Origin of the sequence: Mesorhizobium sp. AA23, from assembly GCF_001672435.1 — a bacterium.
Lineage (GTDB): Bacteria > Pseudomonadota > Alphaproteobacteria > Rhizobiales > Rhizobiaceae > Mesorhizobium.
Map to the genome: position 1 here is coordinate 63,308 of NZ_LYTP01000033.1, position 17,443 is coordinate 80,750.

23 protein-coding genes and 1 riboswitch are annotated in these 17,443 nt (G+C 63.9%); of the genes, 18 read left to right on the top strand and 5 right to left on the bottom strand.

What is annotated here, in order from left to right:
• The first annotated feature begins 386 nt into the window (after positions 1-386).
• The 5 genes from A9K66_RS28150 (at position 387) to A9K66_RS28165 (ending at position 3,160) form a co-directional block, all read left to right on the top strand.
• The gene (locus A9K66_RS28150; RefSeq protein ID WP_067330367.1) at positions 387-749 is read left to right on the top strand and encodes a hypothetical protein; all 363 of its coding nucleotides are present in this window, start codon (positions 387-389) and stop codon (positions 747-749) included.
• Positions 750-1,147: 398 nt separating this feature from the next.
• A complete protein-coding gene (locus A9K66_RS31385) occupies positions 1,148-1,699 on the top strand; it encodes a GNAT family N-acetyltransferase (protein WP_245307748.1) in 552 nt (183 codons plus the stop codon).
• Complete coding sequence (locus A9K66_RS28155; protein WP_245307736.1) at positions 1,627-2,172, top strand: glutathione S-transferase family protein; 546 nt, start codon at positions 1,627-1,629, stop codon at positions 2,170-2,172. The genes A9K66_RS31385 and A9K66_RS28155 overlap by 73 nt, the downstream gene beginning before the upstream one ends.
• A 111-nt stretch (positions 2,173-2,283) precedes the next feature.
• On the top strand, positions 2,284-2,667 hold the full coding sequence (locus tag A9K66_RS28160; protein WP_067330372.1) for a TfoX/Sxy family protein: 384 nt from the start codon (positions 2,284-2,286) through the stop codon (positions 2,665-2,667).
• A 76-nt stretch (positions 2,668-2,743) separates the two neighbouring features.
• Positions 2,744-3,160: a GFA family protein gene (locus A9K66_RS28165; RefSeq protein WP_067330374.1), complete on the top strand. Its 417-nt coding sequence runs from the start codon at positions 2,744-2,746 to the stop codon at positions 3,158-3,160.
• Positions 3,161-3,253: 93 nt separating this feature from the next.
• Here A9K66_RS28165 and A9K66_RS28170 read toward each other — a convergent pair whose 3' ends face one another.
• Complete coding sequence (locus A9K66_RS28170; protein WP_067330375.1) at positions 3,254-3,910, bottom strand: outer membrane protein; 657 nt, start codon at positions 3,908-3,910, stop codon at positions 3,254-3,256.
• Between the two features lie 412 nt (positions 3,911-4,322).
• Here A9K66_RS28170 and A9K66_RS28175 point away from each other — a divergent pair, with 412 nt between their 5' ends.
• From A9K66_RS28175 to crcB (A9K66_RS28210), 8 genes are all read left to right on the top strand, one after another.
• Positions 4,323-5,087, top strand: a complete 765-nt coding sequence (locus A9K66_RS28175; protein ID WP_067330376.1) for an SDR family oxidoreductase — start codon at positions 4,323-4,325, stop codon at positions 5,085-5,087.
• Positions 5,084-7,168: an excinuclease ABC subunit UvrC gene (gene uvrC / locus A9K66_RS28180; protein ID WP_067330379.1), complete on the top strand. Its 2,085-nt coding sequence runs from the start codon at positions 5,084-5,086 to the stop codon at positions 7,166-7,168. Before A9K66_RS28175 ends, uvrC begins: the two co-directional genes overlap by 4 nt.
• Positions 7,169-7,272: 104 nt before the next feature.
• Positions 7,273-7,869 (top strand): CDP-diacylglycerol--glycerol-3-phosphate 3-phosphatidyltransferase, encoded by a 597-nt coding sequence (gene pgsA, locus A9K66_RS28185; RefSeq protein WP_067330383.1) that lies wholly within the window; start codon positions 7,273-7,275, stop codon positions 7,867-7,869.
• A 1-nt stretch (position 7,870) separates the two neighbouring features.
• A complete protein-coding gene (gene moaD, locus A9K66_RS28190) occupies positions 7,871-8,128 on the top strand; it encodes a molybdopterin converting factor subunit 1 (RefSeq protein WP_067330385.1) in 258 nt (85 codons plus the stop codon).
• Position 8,129: 1 nt separating this feature from the next.
• Complete coding sequence (locus A9K66_RS28195; protein WP_067330388.1) at positions 8,130-8,609, top strand: molybdenum cofactor biosynthesis protein MoaE; 480 nt, start codon at positions 8,130-8,132, stop codon at positions 8,607-8,609.
• Between the two features lie 219 nt (positions 8,610-8,828).
• Positions 8,829-9,245, top strand: coding sequence for a YbaY family lipoprotein (locus tag A9K66_RS28200; protein ID WP_082954123.1), 417 nt, complete (start codon positions 8,829-8,831; stop codon positions 9,243-9,245).
• Between the two features lie 208 nt (positions 9,246-9,453).
• Positions 9,454-9,527: riboswitch (Fluoride riboswitch) on the top strand.
• Positions 9,528-9,624: 97 nt separating this feature from the next.
• Complete coding sequence (gene crcB, locus A9K66_RS28205) at positions 9,625-10,017, top strand: fluoride efflux transporter CrcB (protein WP_067330731.1); 393 nt, start codon at positions 9,625-9,627, stop codon at positions 10,015-10,017.
• A gap of 32 nt (positions 10,018-10,049) precedes the next feature.
• On the top strand, positions 10,050-10,451 hold the full coding sequence (crcB, locus tag A9K66_RS28210; RefSeq protein WP_245307738.1) for a fluoride efflux transporter CrcB: 402 nt from the start codon (positions 10,050-10,052) through the stop codon (positions 10,449-10,451).
• A gap of 145 nt (positions 10,452-10,596) precedes the next feature.
• On the opposite strand, the gene ndk is transcribed toward crcB (A9K66_RS28210), so the two are convergent.
• Positions 10,597-11,019: a nucleoside-diphosphate kinase gene (gene ndk, locus A9K66_RS28215; protein ID WP_067330393.1), complete on the bottom strand. Its 423-nt coding sequence runs from the start codon at positions 11,017-11,019 to the stop codon at positions 10,597-10,599.
• Positions 11,020-11,195: 176 nt separating this feature from the next.
• Between ndk and A9K66_RS28220 the strand changes: the two genes are divergently transcribed.
• Positions 11,196-11,411 (top strand): hypothetical protein, encoded by a 216-nt coding sequence (locus A9K66_RS28220; RefSeq protein WP_067330396.1) that lies wholly within the window; start codon positions 11,196-11,198, stop codon positions 11,409-11,411.
• Between the two features lie 138 nt (positions 11,412-11,549).
• On the opposite strand, the gene A9K66_RS28225 is transcribed toward A9K66_RS28220, so the two are convergent.
• Positions 11,550-12,242 carry a glutathione S-transferase family protein gene (locus A9K66_RS28225; RefSeq protein WP_067330399.1) on the bottom strand — a complete coding sequence of 231 codons (693 nt, stop codon included), beginning with the start codon at positions 12,240-12,242 and terminating at the stop codon, positions 11,550-11,552.
• Positions 12,243-12,296: 54 nt separating this feature from the next.
• On the opposite strand from A9K66_RS28225, the gene A9K66_RS28230 reads away from it, so the two are divergent.
• The 3 genes from A9K66_RS28230 to A9K66_RS28240 all read left to right on the top strand — a co-directional run bounded on the left by A9K66_RS28230 (position 12,297) and on the right by A9K66_RS28240 (position 14,585).
• Complete coding sequence (locus tag A9K66_RS28230; RefSeq protein ID WP_067330402.1) at positions 12,297-12,806, top strand: DinB family protein; 510 nt, start codon at positions 12,297-12,299, stop codon at positions 12,804-12,806.
• 546 nt (positions 12,807-13,352) lie between these two features.
• A complete protein-coding gene (locus A9K66_RS31390) occupies positions 13,353-13,613 on the top strand; it encodes a hypothetical protein (RefSeq protein ID WP_245307739.1) in 261 nt (86 codons plus the stop codon).
• A 186-nt stretch (positions 13,614-13,799) separates the two neighbouring features.
• Positions 13,800-14,585, top strand: coding sequence for a GGDEF domain-containing protein (locus A9K66_RS28240; RefSeq protein ID WP_067330405.1), 786 nt, complete (start codon positions 13,800-13,802; stop codon positions 14,583-14,585).
• Between the two features lie 79 nt (positions 14,586-14,664).
• Here A9K66_RS28240 and A9K66_RS28245 read toward each other — a convergent pair whose 3' ends face one another.
• Both A9K66_RS28245 and A9K66_RS30900 read right to left on the bottom strand, forming a co-directional pair.
• Positions 14,665-16,746 (bottom strand): ATP-dependent helicase, encoded by a 2,082-nt coding sequence (locus A9K66_RS28245; RefSeq protein ID WP_067330406.1) that lies wholly within the window; start codon positions 16,744-16,746, stop codon positions 14,665-14,667.
• Between the two features lie 161 nt (positions 16,747-16,907).
• Positions 16,908-17,063 (bottom strand): hypothetical protein, encoded by a 156-nt coding sequence (locus A9K66_RS30900; RefSeq protein WP_082954124.1) that lies wholly within the window; start codon positions 17,061-17,063, stop codon positions 16,908-16,910.
• Between the two features lie 125 nt (positions 17,064-17,188).
• On the opposite strand from A9K66_RS30900, the gene A9K66_RS28250 reads away from it, so the two are divergent.
• Positions 17,189-17,371, top strand: coding sequence for a hypothetical protein (locus tag A9K66_RS28250; protein WP_067330410.1), 183 nt, complete (start codon positions 17,189-17,191; stop codon positions 17,369-17,371).
• Positions 17,372-17,443 lie beyond the last annotated feature (72 nt).

A 17,443-nucleotide genomic window follows, 5' to 3' on the forward strand; every position in this document is an offset into this window, starting at 1 on the left:
GCCGCGCAAGCTTTGCCCCTTCGCCGGTTCGGTTCTGCTCCGCCTTGACTTGTAAATCTTTCCGCTGGACAAGATGAGGTGCTTTGTTTGGTGTGCGTTGTCCATTATGAGCAATACGCTCACATTCTACGCTCTGCGCGGCATCAAGATGTCTGGATGATCCGGCGATAGAGAGCATCGGGAATTCTCGACGGCGCAATTTCACTTCGACGGGCAAAGATTCTCTGTCGTTTTTTTCGCCGATGCCCTTGTCAACGCGTCTTGCGTAACCAAAATTCAATAACTGAAATTCAATGTGTTGCTTCGCTGGCTAGATAGCCGCGAGTCAGATATGCATGAGCACGCCGGGTCACTCACGACCTTGGGCAAAACGCAAGGGGCATCGCATGGCAAAGACGACAACCAAGGCGCCGGCGGCGAAAGCGCCGGCAAAGAAAGCGGCACCGAAGGCTGCCGCGAAACCTGCAGCAGCGAAGAAGGCAGCGGCACCGAAGGCAGCAGCCAAGGCTCCGGCCAAGGCTCCGGCCAAGGCAGCGGCAAAGCCTGCGGCGAAGGCTGCGGCTAAGCCGGCCGCGAAGGCGGCAGCCAAGCCCGCCGCGAAGGCGGCAGCGAAGCCCGCCGCCAAGAAGCCGGCAGCGAAGGCAGCGGCCAAGCCCGCCGCCAAGGCGCCGATGAAAGCAGCAGCCGCCAAGTCGACGGCAGCCGTGAAGAAGGCAGCGCCTGCCAAGAAGGCGCCGGCCAAGAAGTAATCGCGTAACTTCGCTCGCGAGCCTGAACAGGCGAGGGTGGGTGCCGTCGAGGCGCCCCTCTCGCCAGTTCGGCGTGACAGCGGGCGAAGTGGATCGGTAAAGGCCTGTCCTGAAAGCTCCTGGAAATTTGCCGCCCGGCAAACTTCCGGGAGCTTTTTTATTGCGCGACCGGCTCGCATCGTCACGATCCGTTCTGGTCCGGGCGATGTCGGCTGCTGCCGCACGTCGATCAGGTAGAAAGGGTTGATCATGGCTTTGTGGCTTGGAATTCGACGGGCAGGCGAGGCGGTGCCGAAGCGGTAAGTCGGGTCATTGTTGCCGCTCTGCGGAAAAACAACGCCAGGGATTACGGGCCGGAAATCATCGCCCGCGTTGAGCAGAGCTTCAGCCCCTCGGCCGTGCTGCAACTTTTCAAGAAGCGCCAAGTCTTTGTCGCCGTTTGCGGCGACAAAATTGTCGGTACCGCGGGGCTGGACGGAACAACGGTTCGATCTGTGTTCGTCGATCCTGAATTTCAGGGACGCGGCGTGGGTAGCGGGCTGATGCTGGAGATCGAGGAAGCAGCGCGGGCAAACGGCGCGACGGTGCTGACGGTGCCGTCCTCGGTAACCGCGGAGCGATTTTATTTCAGACTTGGCTTCCGCGCTCCGGGACTGCTTCCACGACGACGAACGAACCATCATCATGGAGCGGTCCCTGAAGTAGCGGCGGCACGCGCCGCTCGAACAAGGTGCGGCCAACTGGCGGTAGGTTTTGGCGACGCTGGCCGTTGCTCTGGCAAGAGCATTCGGTCAACAGTGCGCGCGGACAATCAGGAACCCGATCCATGCCGAAGCTGCTCTACGCCTCCACCTCTCCCTATAGTTCGAAGGTCCGCATGGCCGCCGCCTATGCCGGCATCGCCATCGACCTCGTGCCGGTCAAGACGGAGGACAAGCCGGCGGAGCTGATCTCGGCCAATCCGCTGGGCAAGATCCCGGTGCTGGTGCTGGAGGACGGCCGCACGATCCACGACAGCCGGGCGATCACCCAGCATCTCAACCGGCTGTCGAAGAACTTGCTGTTCCCGCGCAACCCCGACAAGCGGCTCGAGGCCGAGGTGCTGGAGGCGCTGGCCGACGGCATCTGCGACTGCGCGCTGTCGATGGTCTATGAGCGGCGCACGCGCCCCGACGCCATGGTCTATCAGCCCTGGCTCGACCGTCAGTGGGGGAAGATCACCGCCGCGCTCGACCTGCTCAACGCCAACCCGCCGAAACTGCCCAAGAAGATCACCGCCGGCCAGCTGGCGCTGCGTGCCACCCTCGGCTATCTCGCGCTGCGTTTCGGCGGCCAGTGGGAAAAGGGCCGCGGCCGGCTTACACGCTGGGCCGCGCGCTTCGACGAAAAGTTTCCGGAACTGAAGGGCTGCGTGCCGGGGTGAGGACTGCTGATCTCCCCCATGAGCGAGGAGACTGGCGGTTCGCGCGCCCATCTTGAACCTCGACCCACTTCCATGCTTGCCTGATGCCGCGCAAATCGCGGAGGGCTGAGCATGGCGAAGGCAGTCACCAAGAGCAGCACCACTCCCGATCCGATGGTCGAGCGCCTGCGCGCGGCCCTTGGCCGGCGCGCTTTCACGGAACAGAAAATGTTCGGCGGCACCTGCTTCATGATCAACGGCAATATGCTGGTCGGCACCTCGAAGCGCGGTTTGCTTGTGCGTGTCGGCAAGGACGGGCACGCGGCCGCAGCCGCACGGCCCCATGCGCGGCCGATGGAAATGGGCGGGCGTTCCATGGAAGGCTATGTCCATGTCGCGCCGGAAGGCACTGCAACCGAGGCAGATCTCGCCGAGTGGATCGATCGTGCGCTGGCTTTCGTCGAGACACTGCCGCCGAAGGTCAAACCCGCCAAGGTCGCAAAGCGGCCAGCCTGAACAGATCGCGCGGCCTATCCTTCACATCGGCGGTGTAGGCGAGGTCGGCCCGGGCACGCAGTCGGCGGAGGAAGCGATGGCATCTCTGGCGGGACGTTGCATATGCGGCGCGGTCATCTGGATCTATTCCGGGGAGCTCACGCGAAACCTTGTCTGTCACTGCGCCGATTGCCAGCGCGCCACGTCCGCTCCCTTCACTGCTTTCCTGGGCATGAGGCCGGAGCAGCTGAACTGGGCCGGCGTCATCAGGCACTATGAAAGCAGCCCGAACACCTTTCGCGGGTTCTGCCCGTCCTGCGGCACCAGGCTCTACTTCCGCTCCGACAGATGGCCCGACGAGATCCACGTTCACGCCGCGACCATGACCGACCCGGCCGACTACCGTCCGGACGCCCAGGTCTTCACGCGCTCGCGCGCGAATTGGCTCGACCAACTGCAGTCGATTTCAGCCCATGAGGCTTTCCAGCAGGCGCCATCCACCGGGTTGCGTTGAAGGCGTGGCCAAACGTGTCGGCCTGGGGCAACGCCAACCACAAAAAAAGCCGGGCGCGCGGCCCGGCTTTTTCCGTGTCGTGGCTTGGACGACTTAGAACTTCATACCGACGCCGAAAGTGACTCGGTTGTCCTTCGACTTGACGTTGCCGAGGGCGCCGAAGTCCTTGTCGCCGTAGTCGGTGTAGCGGTATTCAACGCGACCGAACACGTTGTCGGTGATCTTGATGTCGGTGCCGACACCGGCCGTCCAGCCCAGCATCGCCTTGCTCTCGTCGGTGGCGGTGACGCTATCAGTGATCTTCTGGTTCTTGGCGGCAAGACCGCCGGTGCCATAGAGCAGGATTTCCGGGGTCACGGAATAGCCGAGGCGAGCGCGCAGCGAGCCTTCGAGGCCGCCCTTCGCATTGATGCCCGCGCTGTCGCCCTTGACGCCATTGTAACCGAGATCGGCTTCAGCGCCGTAGACGAAGTTGTCCTGTTGCCACTGGTAGCCGCCGAAGACGCCGCCGATGAAGCCCTTGGTCTTCACATTGACGCCGGCGTCGCGGGCGTCGGCATGGCCGCTGAAGCCGTAGCCGAGGCTGATACCGGCATAGGGGCCGGCCCAGGAAGCGACGGGGAGTTCGGCGACCGGGGCCGGTGCCGGCGGCTCTTCGGTGACGGCGTCTGCGGCATAAGCGGTACCACCGAGGGCGAAGAGCCCGAGCGCAACCGCCAGCGGCCGCGCAAACTTGAGATTAGCTTGCATTGTTGTTTACTCCTTAAGCCACAAGACACGAGGCTTTTTATGTTCATGAATGCCCCCGGCCCGTCCGGGGGGATAAACGGGCCTGGCGTTCAACGGTTCCAAATGTCGTGCTGAAATACGGCTGAAGCGAACCTGAACTTGGGTAATTCCCTGGCGCGAATGAGGCCAAAAGGTGACGTTGCATCTTCGCAACAGCGAATGTCAGCACGCTAGTCATGTTGCGCTGCACACCGCTTGGTTCAAGGGGTTCGGGGACATATATTGCATTATGAAACTTCCGCAATCCGGGTCGGCAGCGTGCGTACGGGCCGCTTCGCCACATTCCTGCCCCAGGTAGAAATGGCATTTAACGCTTGGCCCGTCATATTGTGCCGGCTTCCCGGAATCGTGAAGCCGATAGAGGATTGACGACATGAAAGAAGCCTTTGGCGTGGTGCTGGTGACGGGTGGAGCGAAAAGGATCGGCAAGGCGATCGTCGAGGACCTTGCCGCGCATGGCTTTGCCGTGGCCATCCATGCCAATCGTTCCGGAGCCGAGGCCGAGGCGCTGGCCAGCCGCATCAGGAACCAGGGCGGCCGTGCCGCCGTGCTCGCCGCCGACCTCACCGATATGAAAGCCGTCGGCGATCTGGTCGGCCGCTCCGAAGCTGCCCTTGGCCCGGTCACGCTCCTCGTCAACAACGCCTCCTTGTTCGTCGACGACCGTATCGAGGATTTCGACTGGCAGGCCTGGGACCGCCACTTCGCCATTCATCTGAAGACGCCGGCGCTGCTGGCGCAGAACTTTGCTCGCGCCTTGCCGGAAGGCGCGGATGGACTGATCGTCAACGTCATCGACCAGCGTGTCTGGCGGCCGACGCCGCGCTATTTCTCTTACGCGCTGTCGAAATCGGCCCTGTGGACGCAGACCCAGATGCTGGCGCAGGCGCTGGGGCCGCGCATTCGCGTCAATGCCATCGGCCCCGGCCCGACACTGAAGAACAAGCGCCAGGACGACGATGATTTCGGCAGGCAGGTCGAAGGGCTGATTCTGAAGCGCGGCCCGCAATTGCCGGAATTCGGCGCCACCATCCGCTATCTTTGGAAAGCGCGCTCCGTCACCGGCCAGATGATCGCGCTCGACGGCGGCCAGCATCTTGCATGGCAGACGCCCGATGTGACAGGCATGGTGGAATGAGTCCTGCCCATAAACACAGCCCCCTCGGCGCCGCCGATGATTTGCCGCCCGATCTCGACATCGAGGACGAGGCGTCGGAGGAAATCGTCGAGCCGGAGGCGGTTGCCGCCGGTCCCGACGTCGCTTTCACCGCGATCGACTGGACGCCGCATGCCGGCGACGCCGACGGCATGGTCGGCGCCGAGGTGATCCAGACTTTGGTCAAGCGGCTGCCCAACCAGCCGGGCGTCTACCGAATGATGAACGCCGCCGGCGACGTGCTCTATGTCGGCAAGGCGCGCAGCCTGAAGAAGCGCGTCACCAACTATGCGCAGGGGCGCTTCCACACCGCCCGCATCGGCCGCATGGTGCGCGAGACGGCGACGATGGAATTCGTCGTCACCCGCACCGAGATCGAGGCGCTGCTGCTCGAGGCCAACCTCATCAAGCGGCTGAGGCCCCGCTTCAACGTGCTGATGCGGGACGACAAGTCGTTCCCTTACATCCTGCTTACCGGCGACCATGTCTCGCCCGGTATCTATAAGCATCGCGGCGCGCGCTCGCGCAGGGGCGACTATTTTGGGCCCTTCGCTTCCGCCGGCGCGGTCGGGCGCACCATCAATTCGCTGCAGCGCGCCTTCCTGTTGCGAAGCTGCACGGATTCCTTCTACGAGAACCGCACGCGGCCCTGCCTGCTCTACCAGATCAAGCGTTGCGCCGGTCCCTGCACCGGCGAGATATCGCATCGGGGCTATGCCGAGCTGGTTGCCGAGGCGAAGGACTTTCTCTCCGGCCGCAGCCAGAAGGTGAAGACCGAGATCTCGGCCGCCATGCAACAAGCCTCCGAAGAGCTCGATTTCGAGCGGGCCGCTATCTACCGGGATCGCCTCGCGGCGCTATCGCATGTGCAGGCGCATCAGGGCATCAACCCGCAGACGGTGGAGGAGGCGGATGTCTTTGCAATCCACCAGGAAGGCGGCCAGACCTGCATCCAGGTGTTCTTCTTCCGCACCGGCCAGAACTGGGGCAACCGCGCCTATTTCCCCAAGGCCGATCCGGCGCTGGAGCCGGCCGAGGTGCTGGGCTCCTTCCTCGCGCAGTTCTATGACGACAAGCTGCCGGCGCGTACGCTGCTTCTTTCCCAGCCGGTGCAGGAGCAGGAGCTGCTCGCCGAGGCGCTGTCAACCCGCGCCGGGCGCAGGATAGCGATCTCGGTGCCGCAGCGCGGCGAGAAGAAGGATCTCACCGATCACGCGCTGCAGAACGCGCGTGAGGCGCTCGGCCGCAGGCTGGCGGAAACGTCGACGCAGGCGCGGCTATTGCAAGGCTTTGCCGAGACCTTCGGCCTCGCAAGGCCGCCAGTGCGCATCGAGGTCTACGACAACTCGCACATCATGGGCACCAATGCGGTCGGCGCCATGATCGTCGCCGGGCCGGAAGGTTTTGTGAAGAACCAGTACCGAAAGTTCAACATCCGCTCGACCGAGATCACGCCCGGAGACGATTTCGGCATGATGCGCGAGGTGATGGAGCGCCGCTTCTCGCGGCTCCTCAGGGAGCATGGCGACGTCCAGCCTTCAATCGGAGCGGGCGCGGAGGCCGAGGACGATGCGGCAGAGGATCTTGTCGAGGGAAACGGCAGCTTCCCGGCATGGCCGGACGTCATCCTGATTGACGGCGGCCAGGGCCAGATGACGGCGGTGCGCAAGATCCTCTCCGATCTCGGCATCGAGGACCGGGTCGTCGCCATCGGCATCGCCAAGGGCCAGGACCGCGACGCCGGGCGCGAGCGCTTCTTCGTCAAGGGCAGGGACTCTTTCACGCTGCCGGTGCGCGACCCGGTGCTCTATTTCGTCCAGCGCCTGCGCGACGAGGTGCATCGCTTCGCCATCGGCTCGCACCGCGCCCGCCGCAAGAAGGAGATGGTCAAGAGCCCGCTCGACGAGATCGTCGGCATCGGCCCAGGCCGCAAGCGGGCGCTGCTTCACCATTTCGGCACCGCCAAGGCGGTCAGCCGCGCCGCGGTCGAGGACCTGGTCAAGGTCGATGGCATTTCCGAGCACGTGGCGAAGCTGGTCTACAACCATTTTCATGACAGCTGACCATTCTTGCGCCTATTTTGGGTTGACCAATCGAATCTCGCCTGTTGACCCCCCACATTGGCTTCTGATTTGAGTAGGCAGGCGGAGAGAGATCCCGATCAGATATGGCCCAGCGCGCTTTCAACCTGCCGAACATCCTCACCTACGCCCGCATCATCGCGGTGCCGCTGGTGGTGCTGTGCTTTTTTCTCGAAGGCCATCTGAAGTCCTCCGACTTTGCCCGCTGGTCGGCGCTCGCCATCTTCCTGCTCGCCTCCATCACCGACTATTTCGACGGCTATTTCGCGCGCGCCTGGCAGCAGACCTCCAACATCGGCAAGATGCTGGACCCGATCGCCGACAAGCTCCTGGTCGCCACCTGCCTGCTCTTGCTCGCCGCCGACACCGACCGCCATGCCGGCATTGCCGGTTGGTCGCTATGGGCAGCGATCATCATCCTGTGCCGCGAGATTCTTGTCTCGGGCCTGCGCGAATATTTGGCCGCGCTGAAGGTCTCGGTTCCGGTGACCCAACTCGCCAAATGGAAGACGACCATCCAGATGGTCGCCATCGCCTTCCTGCTCGTCGGCCCGGCCGGCGACAAGATCTTCCCGCTGACCACCCAAATCGGCCTGGTGCTGTTGTGGATCGCGGCACTTGTCACCCTCTACACCGGCTACGACTATTTCCGCGCCGGCCTGAAACACATCATGGACGAGTGAGATGTCGACCAAGCTCATCTATTTCGCCTGGGTGCGCGAGCGGATCGGCAAGCCGGAAGAGCATGTCGAACTGCCCGCCGGAGTCGAGACCGTCGCCGACCTGTTGCGATGGCTGAAGTCGCGCGGCGAGGAATACGAAAACGCGCTGCAATATCCGGACGTCATTCGCGTCGCCATCAACCAGGAACATGTCGGCCACCGCGAGAAAATCGCGGGCGCGCGCGAGATCGCGCTGTTTCCGCCGATGACCGGGGGCTGAGATGGCGAGCACGGTCGTACCGGCCATCCGCGTCCAGCGGGAGGATTTCGACGTCGCCGCCGAGATTGCCGCGCTGACCGAAGGCCGTGCCGACATCGGCGCCGTGGTCACCTTCTCCGGCCTCTGCCGTGACGAAAAAGGCGCGCTCGCCGCCCTCGAGCTCGAGCACTATCCCGGCATGGCCGAGGCCGAGATCGGCCGCATCGCCACTGAGGCCATCGGGCGTTGGCCGCTGCAGGGGCTCACCGTCGTACACCGCCATGGAAAAATCGCGCCGGGCGAAAACATCGTGCTGGTGGTCGCGGCCTCCGCGCATCGCCAGGCGGCCTTCGAGGCGGCGAATTTCCTGATGGATTACCTGAAGTCGCGCGCGCCCTTCTGGAAGAAGGAGCACCGTGCCGACGGCTCCGAAGGCTGCTGGGTCGAGGCCAAGGAAGCCGACGACGAAGCCGCGGATCGTTGGAAGACCCCGGACAAGTAAGCAAGGACGGCATTGCCTTGGCGATCGCCCCATCCGGCGCGCTTCGCGGCACCTTCTCCCCTTGGGGAGAAGAGGGTCGCCCCGAACTGCTCTTCGCAATTTCGGTTGGCAATCCGGCTGAGGGACAAGCCGGCGAAATTTCCTCCCCAAGGCCATCGAACGACCGCAATCCTTCCCGACCTTGGAAATCGGTTTGATTTGCTGGGCGGGAGCAATCTTATGCTGGACAGAATTGCGGAATTTTTCATCTTCGGCCTGGTGCCGCTGGTGGTCGGCGTGCTTGCCGTGCCGGAGTTCACCAGTGCCGCCGAAAAGACGATTGCCGGCGAGGTGACCTATCGCGAGCGCATCGCGCTGCCGCCCAATGCCGTGCTTTCGGTCGAGCTCGCCGACATCTCGCTGGCCGACGCGCCGGCGACGCTCCTCGGCCAGCGCAAGATCGTCCTGGCCGGCCAGGTGCCGATCAAATTCGAGATCGGCTTCGATCGCAAGGCAATCCAGCCCGGCAGGGCCTACGCGCTGCAGGCCCGCATAACTGTCGATGACCGGCTGATCTTCCTCACCGACACTCGCCACCAGGTCGATCCGCTGGACGGCAAGCCGCAGACCATCGTGCTGAAGAAGGTCACGTCGTAGCCTGGTTCGCAAAATTTCCGACACGCCGGAAACGCATAGAGACGAGGGATCGCGGCCGCTTCTGCGTCAGCCCCGGGAGTTCCGGTCTCTCGTCCGCCACCGCGTCCGCCACCATAACGGATTCGCCAAATGTTAACGGGGCGCGAAGAAGCGCGTCGCAACCATAGTGGCCCCGATTGACCGCGACCCCGCGACCACCTAGTTTCCCTCGTCAAATGGGGATGGGGTTCCCCCGAAACCGCCCGAGCTTTTCGCATCTGGGCTGATGACTCCTGCCAGGCGTGCTTTCGCGCGGCAGGATTTCTTTTTCCGCTCGCACACGCCTGTCTTGATGGCGCGATTCCCGCGAGGAATCGCTTTGTGGAAAGGCAAAGAAGCGATGAGCCTTGCGGCCTGCGCCCTGGTCCTGATCGGCGGCTTCCTCGGCGGTGTTTCCCGCTTCTTCCTGTCGGGCCTTGTCGGCCGCAGCGTCGGCGAGACCTTTCCCTGGGGCACGCTGGTGGTCAACGTCTCCGGCGCGCTTGCCATCGGCGCCTTCGCAGGCGCGGCGCGGGCCGTCGGCGGCATCTTTTCCGCCGAACTCGTGCGCGACCTGATCGTGGTCGGGCTGTTCGGCGGCTACACCACGGTTTCGTCCTTCTGCCTGCAGACGCTCAACCTCGCGCTCGACGGCGAGCGGCGGCTCGCCGCTCTCAACATCGTGGCTTCGGCGGCGCTCTGCGTGCTTGCCGTCGCCTTTGGGTTTTGGACCGTCGTGCGGATGGCAGGGTAGGGCGCATGTTTGGAAACGATAGACAGACAGCCATGCGGCTTTATCTGGCGGTGGGCTGCGGCGCGGCCATCGGTTCGCTGGCGCGCTTCCTGTGCGGCTATGTTATTGTCTCGCTGCTGGGCTGGAGCGCGCTGCTTGCAACGGCGTTGGTCAACGTCGTCGGCTCCTGGGTCATCATGTTCTTTTCCACGCTGACCAGGCCGGATGGACGCTTGATGGTCGGCCCGGCCGGCCGCCAGTTCGTGACCGGCGGCTTCTGCGGCGGTCTCACCACCTTTTCGTCGATGAGCCTCGACACCTTCATCCTGCTTCTCGAGGGCGACCTCGGCCTTGCGGCGACCTATCTTGTCAGTGTGGTGGTGCTGTCGCTTGCGTCGGCCTGGCTCGGCTATCTCATGGCGGCCAGGTTCAACCGCTTGCCGATCACCAGGTGATCAGGCAGGAGAGCATGGCACTTCTCGCCGGCTCGGAGGCCTCGGCGCAGCCGCGGGCAATCGCCCGTTCCTATAGCCTGCCCGGCCGCCCGCTGCAACAAAAAGGCGGCCCGAGAGCCGCCTTCATTGCCGGGACCGAAGCGTCTCAGCCGACGATCTCGGTGTCGGAGAACCAGTACCTGATCTCCTGCGCGGCGGTCTCCGGCCCGTCCGAGCCGTGCACCGAATTTTCGCCGATCGACAGCGCATGCACCTTGCGGATGGTGCCCTCGGCGGCATTGGCCGGGTTGGTGGCGCCCATCACTTCGCGGTTCTTGGCAATGGCGTTCTCGCCCTCCAGCACCTGCACGACGGTCGGGCCCGACGACATGAACTCGACCAGCTCGCCGAAGAAAGGACGATCCTTGTGGACGGCGTAGAAGCCTTCGGCCTCGCGGCGGCTCATCCATACGCGACGCGACGCGACGACGCTGAGGCCCGCGTCTTCCAGCATCTTGGTGATGGCGCCGGTCAGATTGCGCTTGGTGGCATCCGGCTTGATCATGGAGAAGGTGCGTTCGATCGCCATTGGGTCGTCCTTGTTCTGGGAATGGAAATTGGAGTGGCGGGCTCTATACAAGCCGCTTGGCGGCTTGCCAAGGGGAGGCGGCTTCTGGTCAAGGCCGGCTGTTTGCGGGATAATTAGACGGCTGAGAGCGCGCTTCGCGTGCAGTCCGGAGCGCCGCGGCAGCGGAGCAGGAGGCGATGAACCGGCTCTACCTCAAACGCGACGATATCGCCGGCATTTTCTTGATGGCCGTGGTCCTTGCCGTGATCGTCTTCGTCCTGCTGTTCTTTCCACAAACCGGACAGCAGAATTTCGGCTTCGGCCCGGAATGGCAATGCGCCCGCATGGGAGAGGGCGATCCGATCTGCGTCAGGCTGGTCGAAAAGGATGAAGCCGGAAAATTCCCGCCTTGAGGGGGAGATGGCCGGCAGGCCAGAGTGGGGCGCCGCGCCTGAAACGCCGACTTCTTACTCGCAAGTAGGCGCCGCAGCTGTTGAGGCGCCCACTCTGTCACCTTCGGCGACATCTTCCCACAAGAGGAAGATTAGCGCTTACGCCGCCGCGGCGACCTGCCGGCCGATTCCGCCATGCAGGTCTAGGCAGCGTTCGAACCATTCGGCAACGCCGTCGCCCGTCTCGAGCAGCTGGTAGGGCGAGGCGACGCGCGCCCATTGCAGCGCCCCGAACACGATGTAGTCGGCAAACAGCGGCGATGTCCCGCCGATGAAAGGCTGATAGCTGAGCATCGAGCGCAGCGGCTCGAGCGAGGCACGAAAGCCGGCAAGCCCCTCGTCGCGGCCGGCCACCACCTCTTCGAGCCGCTTGCCGAGCCGCTGCTCGCGGCTCTCGCGGAAATAGGCGCGGTTCGCCTCGTCCTGCATGCTGTGCAGATCGGTGAGCAGCACCGTCATGAGGTAAGGATGGATGGTGAGCTGCGACCAGCGTTCGATGAAGCGCGCCGTCGCCTTGCCGCCTTCGCCGCCGAACAACATCGGCCGCTCGGGGTAGGCTTCGTCGAGATAAAGTGCGATGGCGAAGGAATCGGCCACCACGCGCTCGCCATCGCGGATCACCGGCACCGTCTTCGACGCGCCGCCTTCCACCTTGGGGACTTCCAGGAAGCGCGTCGGCACCTTGGTGGCATCGAGCCCTTTGTGGGCCAGCGCCATCTTCGTCTTCCAGCAATGCGGACTGAAGGGGCGTTTTGCGTCGTGGCCGACGAGATCATAGAACAGAATGGTCATTACGGTTCCTGCGGGTTACGAAGAGCCGGGATTCGTTGCGAGCCGGGTGGAAGAATGAAACAGCATTTCATGATGTTTGCGGCCTACAATCAATGGGCCAACACGCGCATCTATGATGCCGCCGCCGATCTCAGCGAAGAGGAACTCGGCCGCGATGTCGGCGCCTTCTTCGGCTCGACGCTGGGCACGCTCAATCACCTGCTCGTCACCGACCGCGTCTGGATGAAGCGCTTTACGGGCGAGGGGGACGCGCCCTCAAACCTTGCGACGATCCTCTATCGCGCCTTCCCGGGCTTGCGCCTGGCACGCGAGGCCGAGGACAGGAGGATCGTCGACTGGATGGGCGGCATGACCGATAAGGCGCTCACCGGGCGATTTTCCTATATGACCACCGACATGCGCACCGTTTCGCAGCGGCTGGCGCCGGCGCTCAGCCATCTCTTCAATCACCAGACCCACCATCGCGGCCAGGCGCATATGTGCCTTACCGTCCTCGGCAGACCCTCGGTGTCGCTTGACCTGATGCAGTTCCAGCGCTCCGAAGAAGGCCGCGCCTACGCCTGAAGCTTACGGGATTCCGGTTGGCCAATTCAAAAAAATTAAGAAACACTTCAATTTCGTCTATATTTTTAAAGCAGAAGTATCGTTTTTGAAAACTACGATTCGTCATATGCGAAATAGCTAAAGAAACCGAAAGGGCACTCTCGGCGTATTTCTGTCTCAAAAGCTACGCGCTCTAGAAAAGCGCAACAAACGGTGCAAGGCGGAAATACAAAACCACAGGGAGAGTGTCATGGCCAGTATCGTAAAAAGATTCGCCAGCACATTGGCGAGTGGTGCAATCGTCGTTGCTCTTGCCATGCCTGCGAGCGCCCAGAGCGTCGGCGTGGGCAGCCTCGGCGGCGTATCCGTAGGCGGCAACAGCGCCGACGCCAATGCGGGCGGCCAAATGGGGCTGACGGCAATGCATCCTTCGGCGGCAGCAACAGCAGCGCCAGGGTTTCGATCGGCGGCGCAAGCGGCGGCAGCGGAAACGCCACCATCGGCGGCAGCAGTTCCACGGCCACCGCATCCATCGGCGGCACCAACGGGGCTGGAGCCGATGCGACTTTGGGCAACGGCACCAATAGCGCGCTCAACGTGACGACCGGCGGCACGAGCGGCGCTGGCGTCGCCCTCGGCGCGGGCGCCGCCGTTCCTGGAACCGTCGGCGCGACGCCGCCGGGAACGACGAACCTGTCCTCCGCCGTCGCCCAGATGTCGAGCAGCCAGTTGTCGCGGATGAAGAAGCGCTGCGTCGATGTGCTCAGCAGCGAGGGCACCTATGATCGTGATCTGAGGGCGCTCTGCCTGATGATTTCGCGTCGTTGACGGCGCGCTGACGAGCGCCTCTGGCCAATCGCAAAGCCCGCCGCTGCGTCGGCGGGCCTTCTTCAGCTGGTATCGCGGTGCGGCGCGCTCGACGCCTGGTTAACCACATTCCCATTGAAGCCAATATATTAGGACTTCGTTTGCGCTCGCGCTCCACAATAGGCCAGTTGTAGTGGGAGCAATGCCATGCGCATCGATTTGTCCCCCACCAGTTGGGCCAGGGTCGCGCTGGTCACCGTTGCCGGCACGGCATTCTTCATTGCCGCGGCCTTCTTTGTCGATTCCTTCAACTTCGCCTCGCTGTCACCCGAAGCGCTGCTCTGGGCCAAGCTCACCGACCTGTTCCTGCCGCTCATCCTTGGCGGCTCCTTCCTTTTCTTCCTGATGTGGAAGATGCGCCAGCTGGCCATCGCCCAGAAGGAGCTCAGCATCATTGCTGCGACCGACAGCCTGACGGCGGTCTTCAACCGCGGCGCTTTCTCGATGCTGGTCGAGGCCTATCTCGACAAGGCCCGCAGCCACGCGGTGGCCGAAGCCGGCGCGCTGCTGATCGTCGATGCCGACCATTTCAAGTCGATCAACGACCGGCTCGGCCACGATTGCGGCGATCAGGCGCTGAAGCTGATCGCTACCACGATCCGGAACCAGCTCCACGGCGCCGACATCGTCGGACGCATCGGCGGCGAGGAATTCGCGGTCTTCCTTCCGGGCGCCGACGCGACACGCTCCTTCCTGGTCGCCGAGTCGATCAGACTGCGTATCCGCGAGGCCGAGTTCGCGCCGGGCGGGCAGCCGTGCCCGCTTTCGGTCAGCATCGGTGGCGTCGCGTTCAGCGGGCCCACCACCTATCACCACATGTTTCGGGTCGCGGACAGGCATCTTTACAAGGCGAAGTCGAACGGACGCGACCAGGTGAGCTTCGAAAGCCCGCGCAGCAGGCTATCCGGCGAGGCCGCCGGCACGTTCCACTGAACGAACCCGCAGCAGGGAACGGAGCGCCCTCACCAGCGTGGGGTTGAGTAGGAGTGTCGAGCCGCCTTTGGGTAAGCGTCTATTTCCACATTCCGCGCATGCGCGCGCCGAGATCGACCTTGACGCCCGGCTTTTGGCGCGGGTCGTCCGTGATCGCCGCGCTCGCCCAGGATGACTGTTCGAAAGCCGAAAGCATCGAGGCCGGGATAAAGCGGGTGCGCGAGGCATAGACGTGACGGTCGCCGCGCGCCGGCTGATTGTGCGGATAAAAGCGCTGCGGCACCACCAGGTGCAGGCTGTCCTTGGCGCGCGTCATCGCCACATAGAGCAGCCGCCGCTCCTCCTCGATATCCTCCTTGGTGCCGACGCCGAGATCGGCCGGGATGCAGCCGTCGACCGTGTTGAGCACGAAGACGTTCTTCCACTCCTGGCCCTTGGCCGAATGGATCGTGGACAGGATCAGGTAATCCTCGTCGCGATGCGGCGGGCCGGCCTGGTCGCTGGTGGCGTCGGGCGGGTCGAGCGTCAGCTCGGTCAGGAAACGCTCGCGCGAGGGATAGCCCGACGCGATCTGCTCGAGCTGCAACAGGTCGGCCCGGCGCGTGATGGCGTCCTCGTGGATACGCTCCAGATGCGGCTCGTACCAGAGCCTGATCCGCTCGAGGTCGGCCGGCCATTTGGCGCCGGCGCGCAGCCCGCTGTAGATGTCGAGGAAGACCGGCCAGTCTTCGGCCGCGCGCTGCGGCGGCCGGAAGCGGGCAAGGCCGAGCGTCTCGTCGAGCGACGTCGCCATCGCCTCGACGATCTGTGAGGCGGCCGAAGGCCCGATGCCGGGCATCAACTGCAGCACCCGGAAGCCGGCGACCCTGTCGCGCGGGTTCTCGGCAAAGCGCAGCATCGCCAGCATGTCTTTCACATGCGCGGCATCGAGGAATTTCAGTCCGCCGAATTTGACGAAGGGGATGTTGCGCCGCGTGAGCTCCACCTCCAGCGGCCCGCTGTGATGCGAGGCGCGGAACAGCACGGCTTGCGCCTTGAGCGCCGTGCCGGCCTCGCGCTCGGCAAGGATCGCCTGGCAGACATAATTGGCCTGCTCAGCCTCGTCGCGCACGCTTACCAGTTGCGGCCTGTGCGACGACCGGCGTTCGGTCCAGAGATTCTTGGTGAAACGCTCGCTTGCCTCGCCGATTACTTTGTTGGCGGCGGCTAGGATCGGCTCGGTCGAGCGGTAATTGCGCTCCAGCATGACGATCTCGGTGCCTTGCGCGAACTGTTTTGGGAAATCGAGAATGTTGCGCACTTCCGCGGCCCGGAAGGAATATATCGACTGTGCGTCATCGCCCACCACGGTCAAGCCCGCGCCGTCCGGCTTCAGCGCCAACAGAATAGAGGCCTGCAGCCGGTTGGTGTCCTGGTATTCGTCGACCAGCACGTGGTCGAAGCGGGAGCCAAGGTGAGCGGCGATCTCCGGCTCGGCCGCCATCTGCGCCCAGTAGAGCAAAAGGTCGTCGTAATCGAGCACGTTCTGCGCCTGCTTGGCCTCGACATAAGCCGCGAACAGCTCCTTCAGCTGTTCCGCCCATCCTGAGCACCAGGGAAAGGCCGAGCCCAGCACCTCGCCGAGCGGCGCCTGGGCGTTCACCGCCCGCGAATAGATCTGCAGGCAGGTGGCCTTGGTCGGAAAACGGCTTTCGGTCTTGGAAAAACCGAGCTCGTGCCGGGCAAGGTTCATCAGGTCGGCCGAATCCTCGCGATCGTGGATGGTGAAAGCCGGATCGAGGCCGATCTGCTCGGCATAGTCGCGCAAGAGTCTGGCGCCGATACCGTGGAAAGTACCGGCCCAGGATAGCGCATCGGCGATGATCGCGGCATCGCGGCCCAGCACCTCGCCGGCGATGCGCTCGACGCGCTTCGCCATTTCAGCCGCGGCGCGGCGCGAAAAGGTCATCAAAAGGATGCGGCGCGGATCGGCGCCCTTGACGATGAGGTGCGCCACGCGATGCGCCAGCGTGCTGGTCTTGCCGGAGCCGGCCCCGGCGATCACCAGCAGCGGCGCGGCCACCTTGCCGTCGCCATGCACCACCGCCAGCCGCTGCTCGTCGTTCAGCCGGGCAAGATAGGCAGGAGTTTCGAAGGACGAATCACGGGCGGCGATGTTCATCGCCCATCAAGCATCGTTTCCGCTTTGTTCGCAATACAGCTAATCTCGCCCAAAGGCGGCCAAGTGGGGGGCGATGCCCGGCAGGGCAGAGGGGACGCTGTACGCGCCGGCATGTGCTGGATAGGCCGGCCATCTTCCCAACAAGCGCGAGAACGGCCGATCTACCTTTTCGGCTCGACGCCCATCGCCGCCGACTGGCGCCGCAGCGACCGCCGATCGTCCGGCGGCGCGAGATCGCCGGACGCCTCCTCGATGATCCTCATCGTGACGCGATAGGCCGTGTAGCCGAACAGGCCGACGAGCAGCAGACGGATCATGACATCTCCTCGTGAGTTAACGAGGTTCAACCGGAGACAGGCGCGTTGGTTCCCGCCGGACGGCGCAACCAAACCGCCGCCGCCTCGTTTGCTTCGAAGAATGGGGCGAACGAGAGGAGGTCGTCATGAAGAAACTTCCTGTGCTGCTGGCTCTCGCGGCAGGGCTCGGGCTCGCCGCCTGCGACAACAGCGTGCAGCCCACCAAGGCGCCAAGCGACACCGTCGACAAAAACCCGCAGGTCGACAAGAACCCGGTGCCGCAATCGACCACCGGCGGCGACCAGCCCGGCACGCCGCCGAAGCAATGAGAGCGGACGATGTTGTCGGGAGACGAAGCGGCGGCGCCGCAGAAGAAGGCCGGCGCTGCTTGGGAGGAAGCT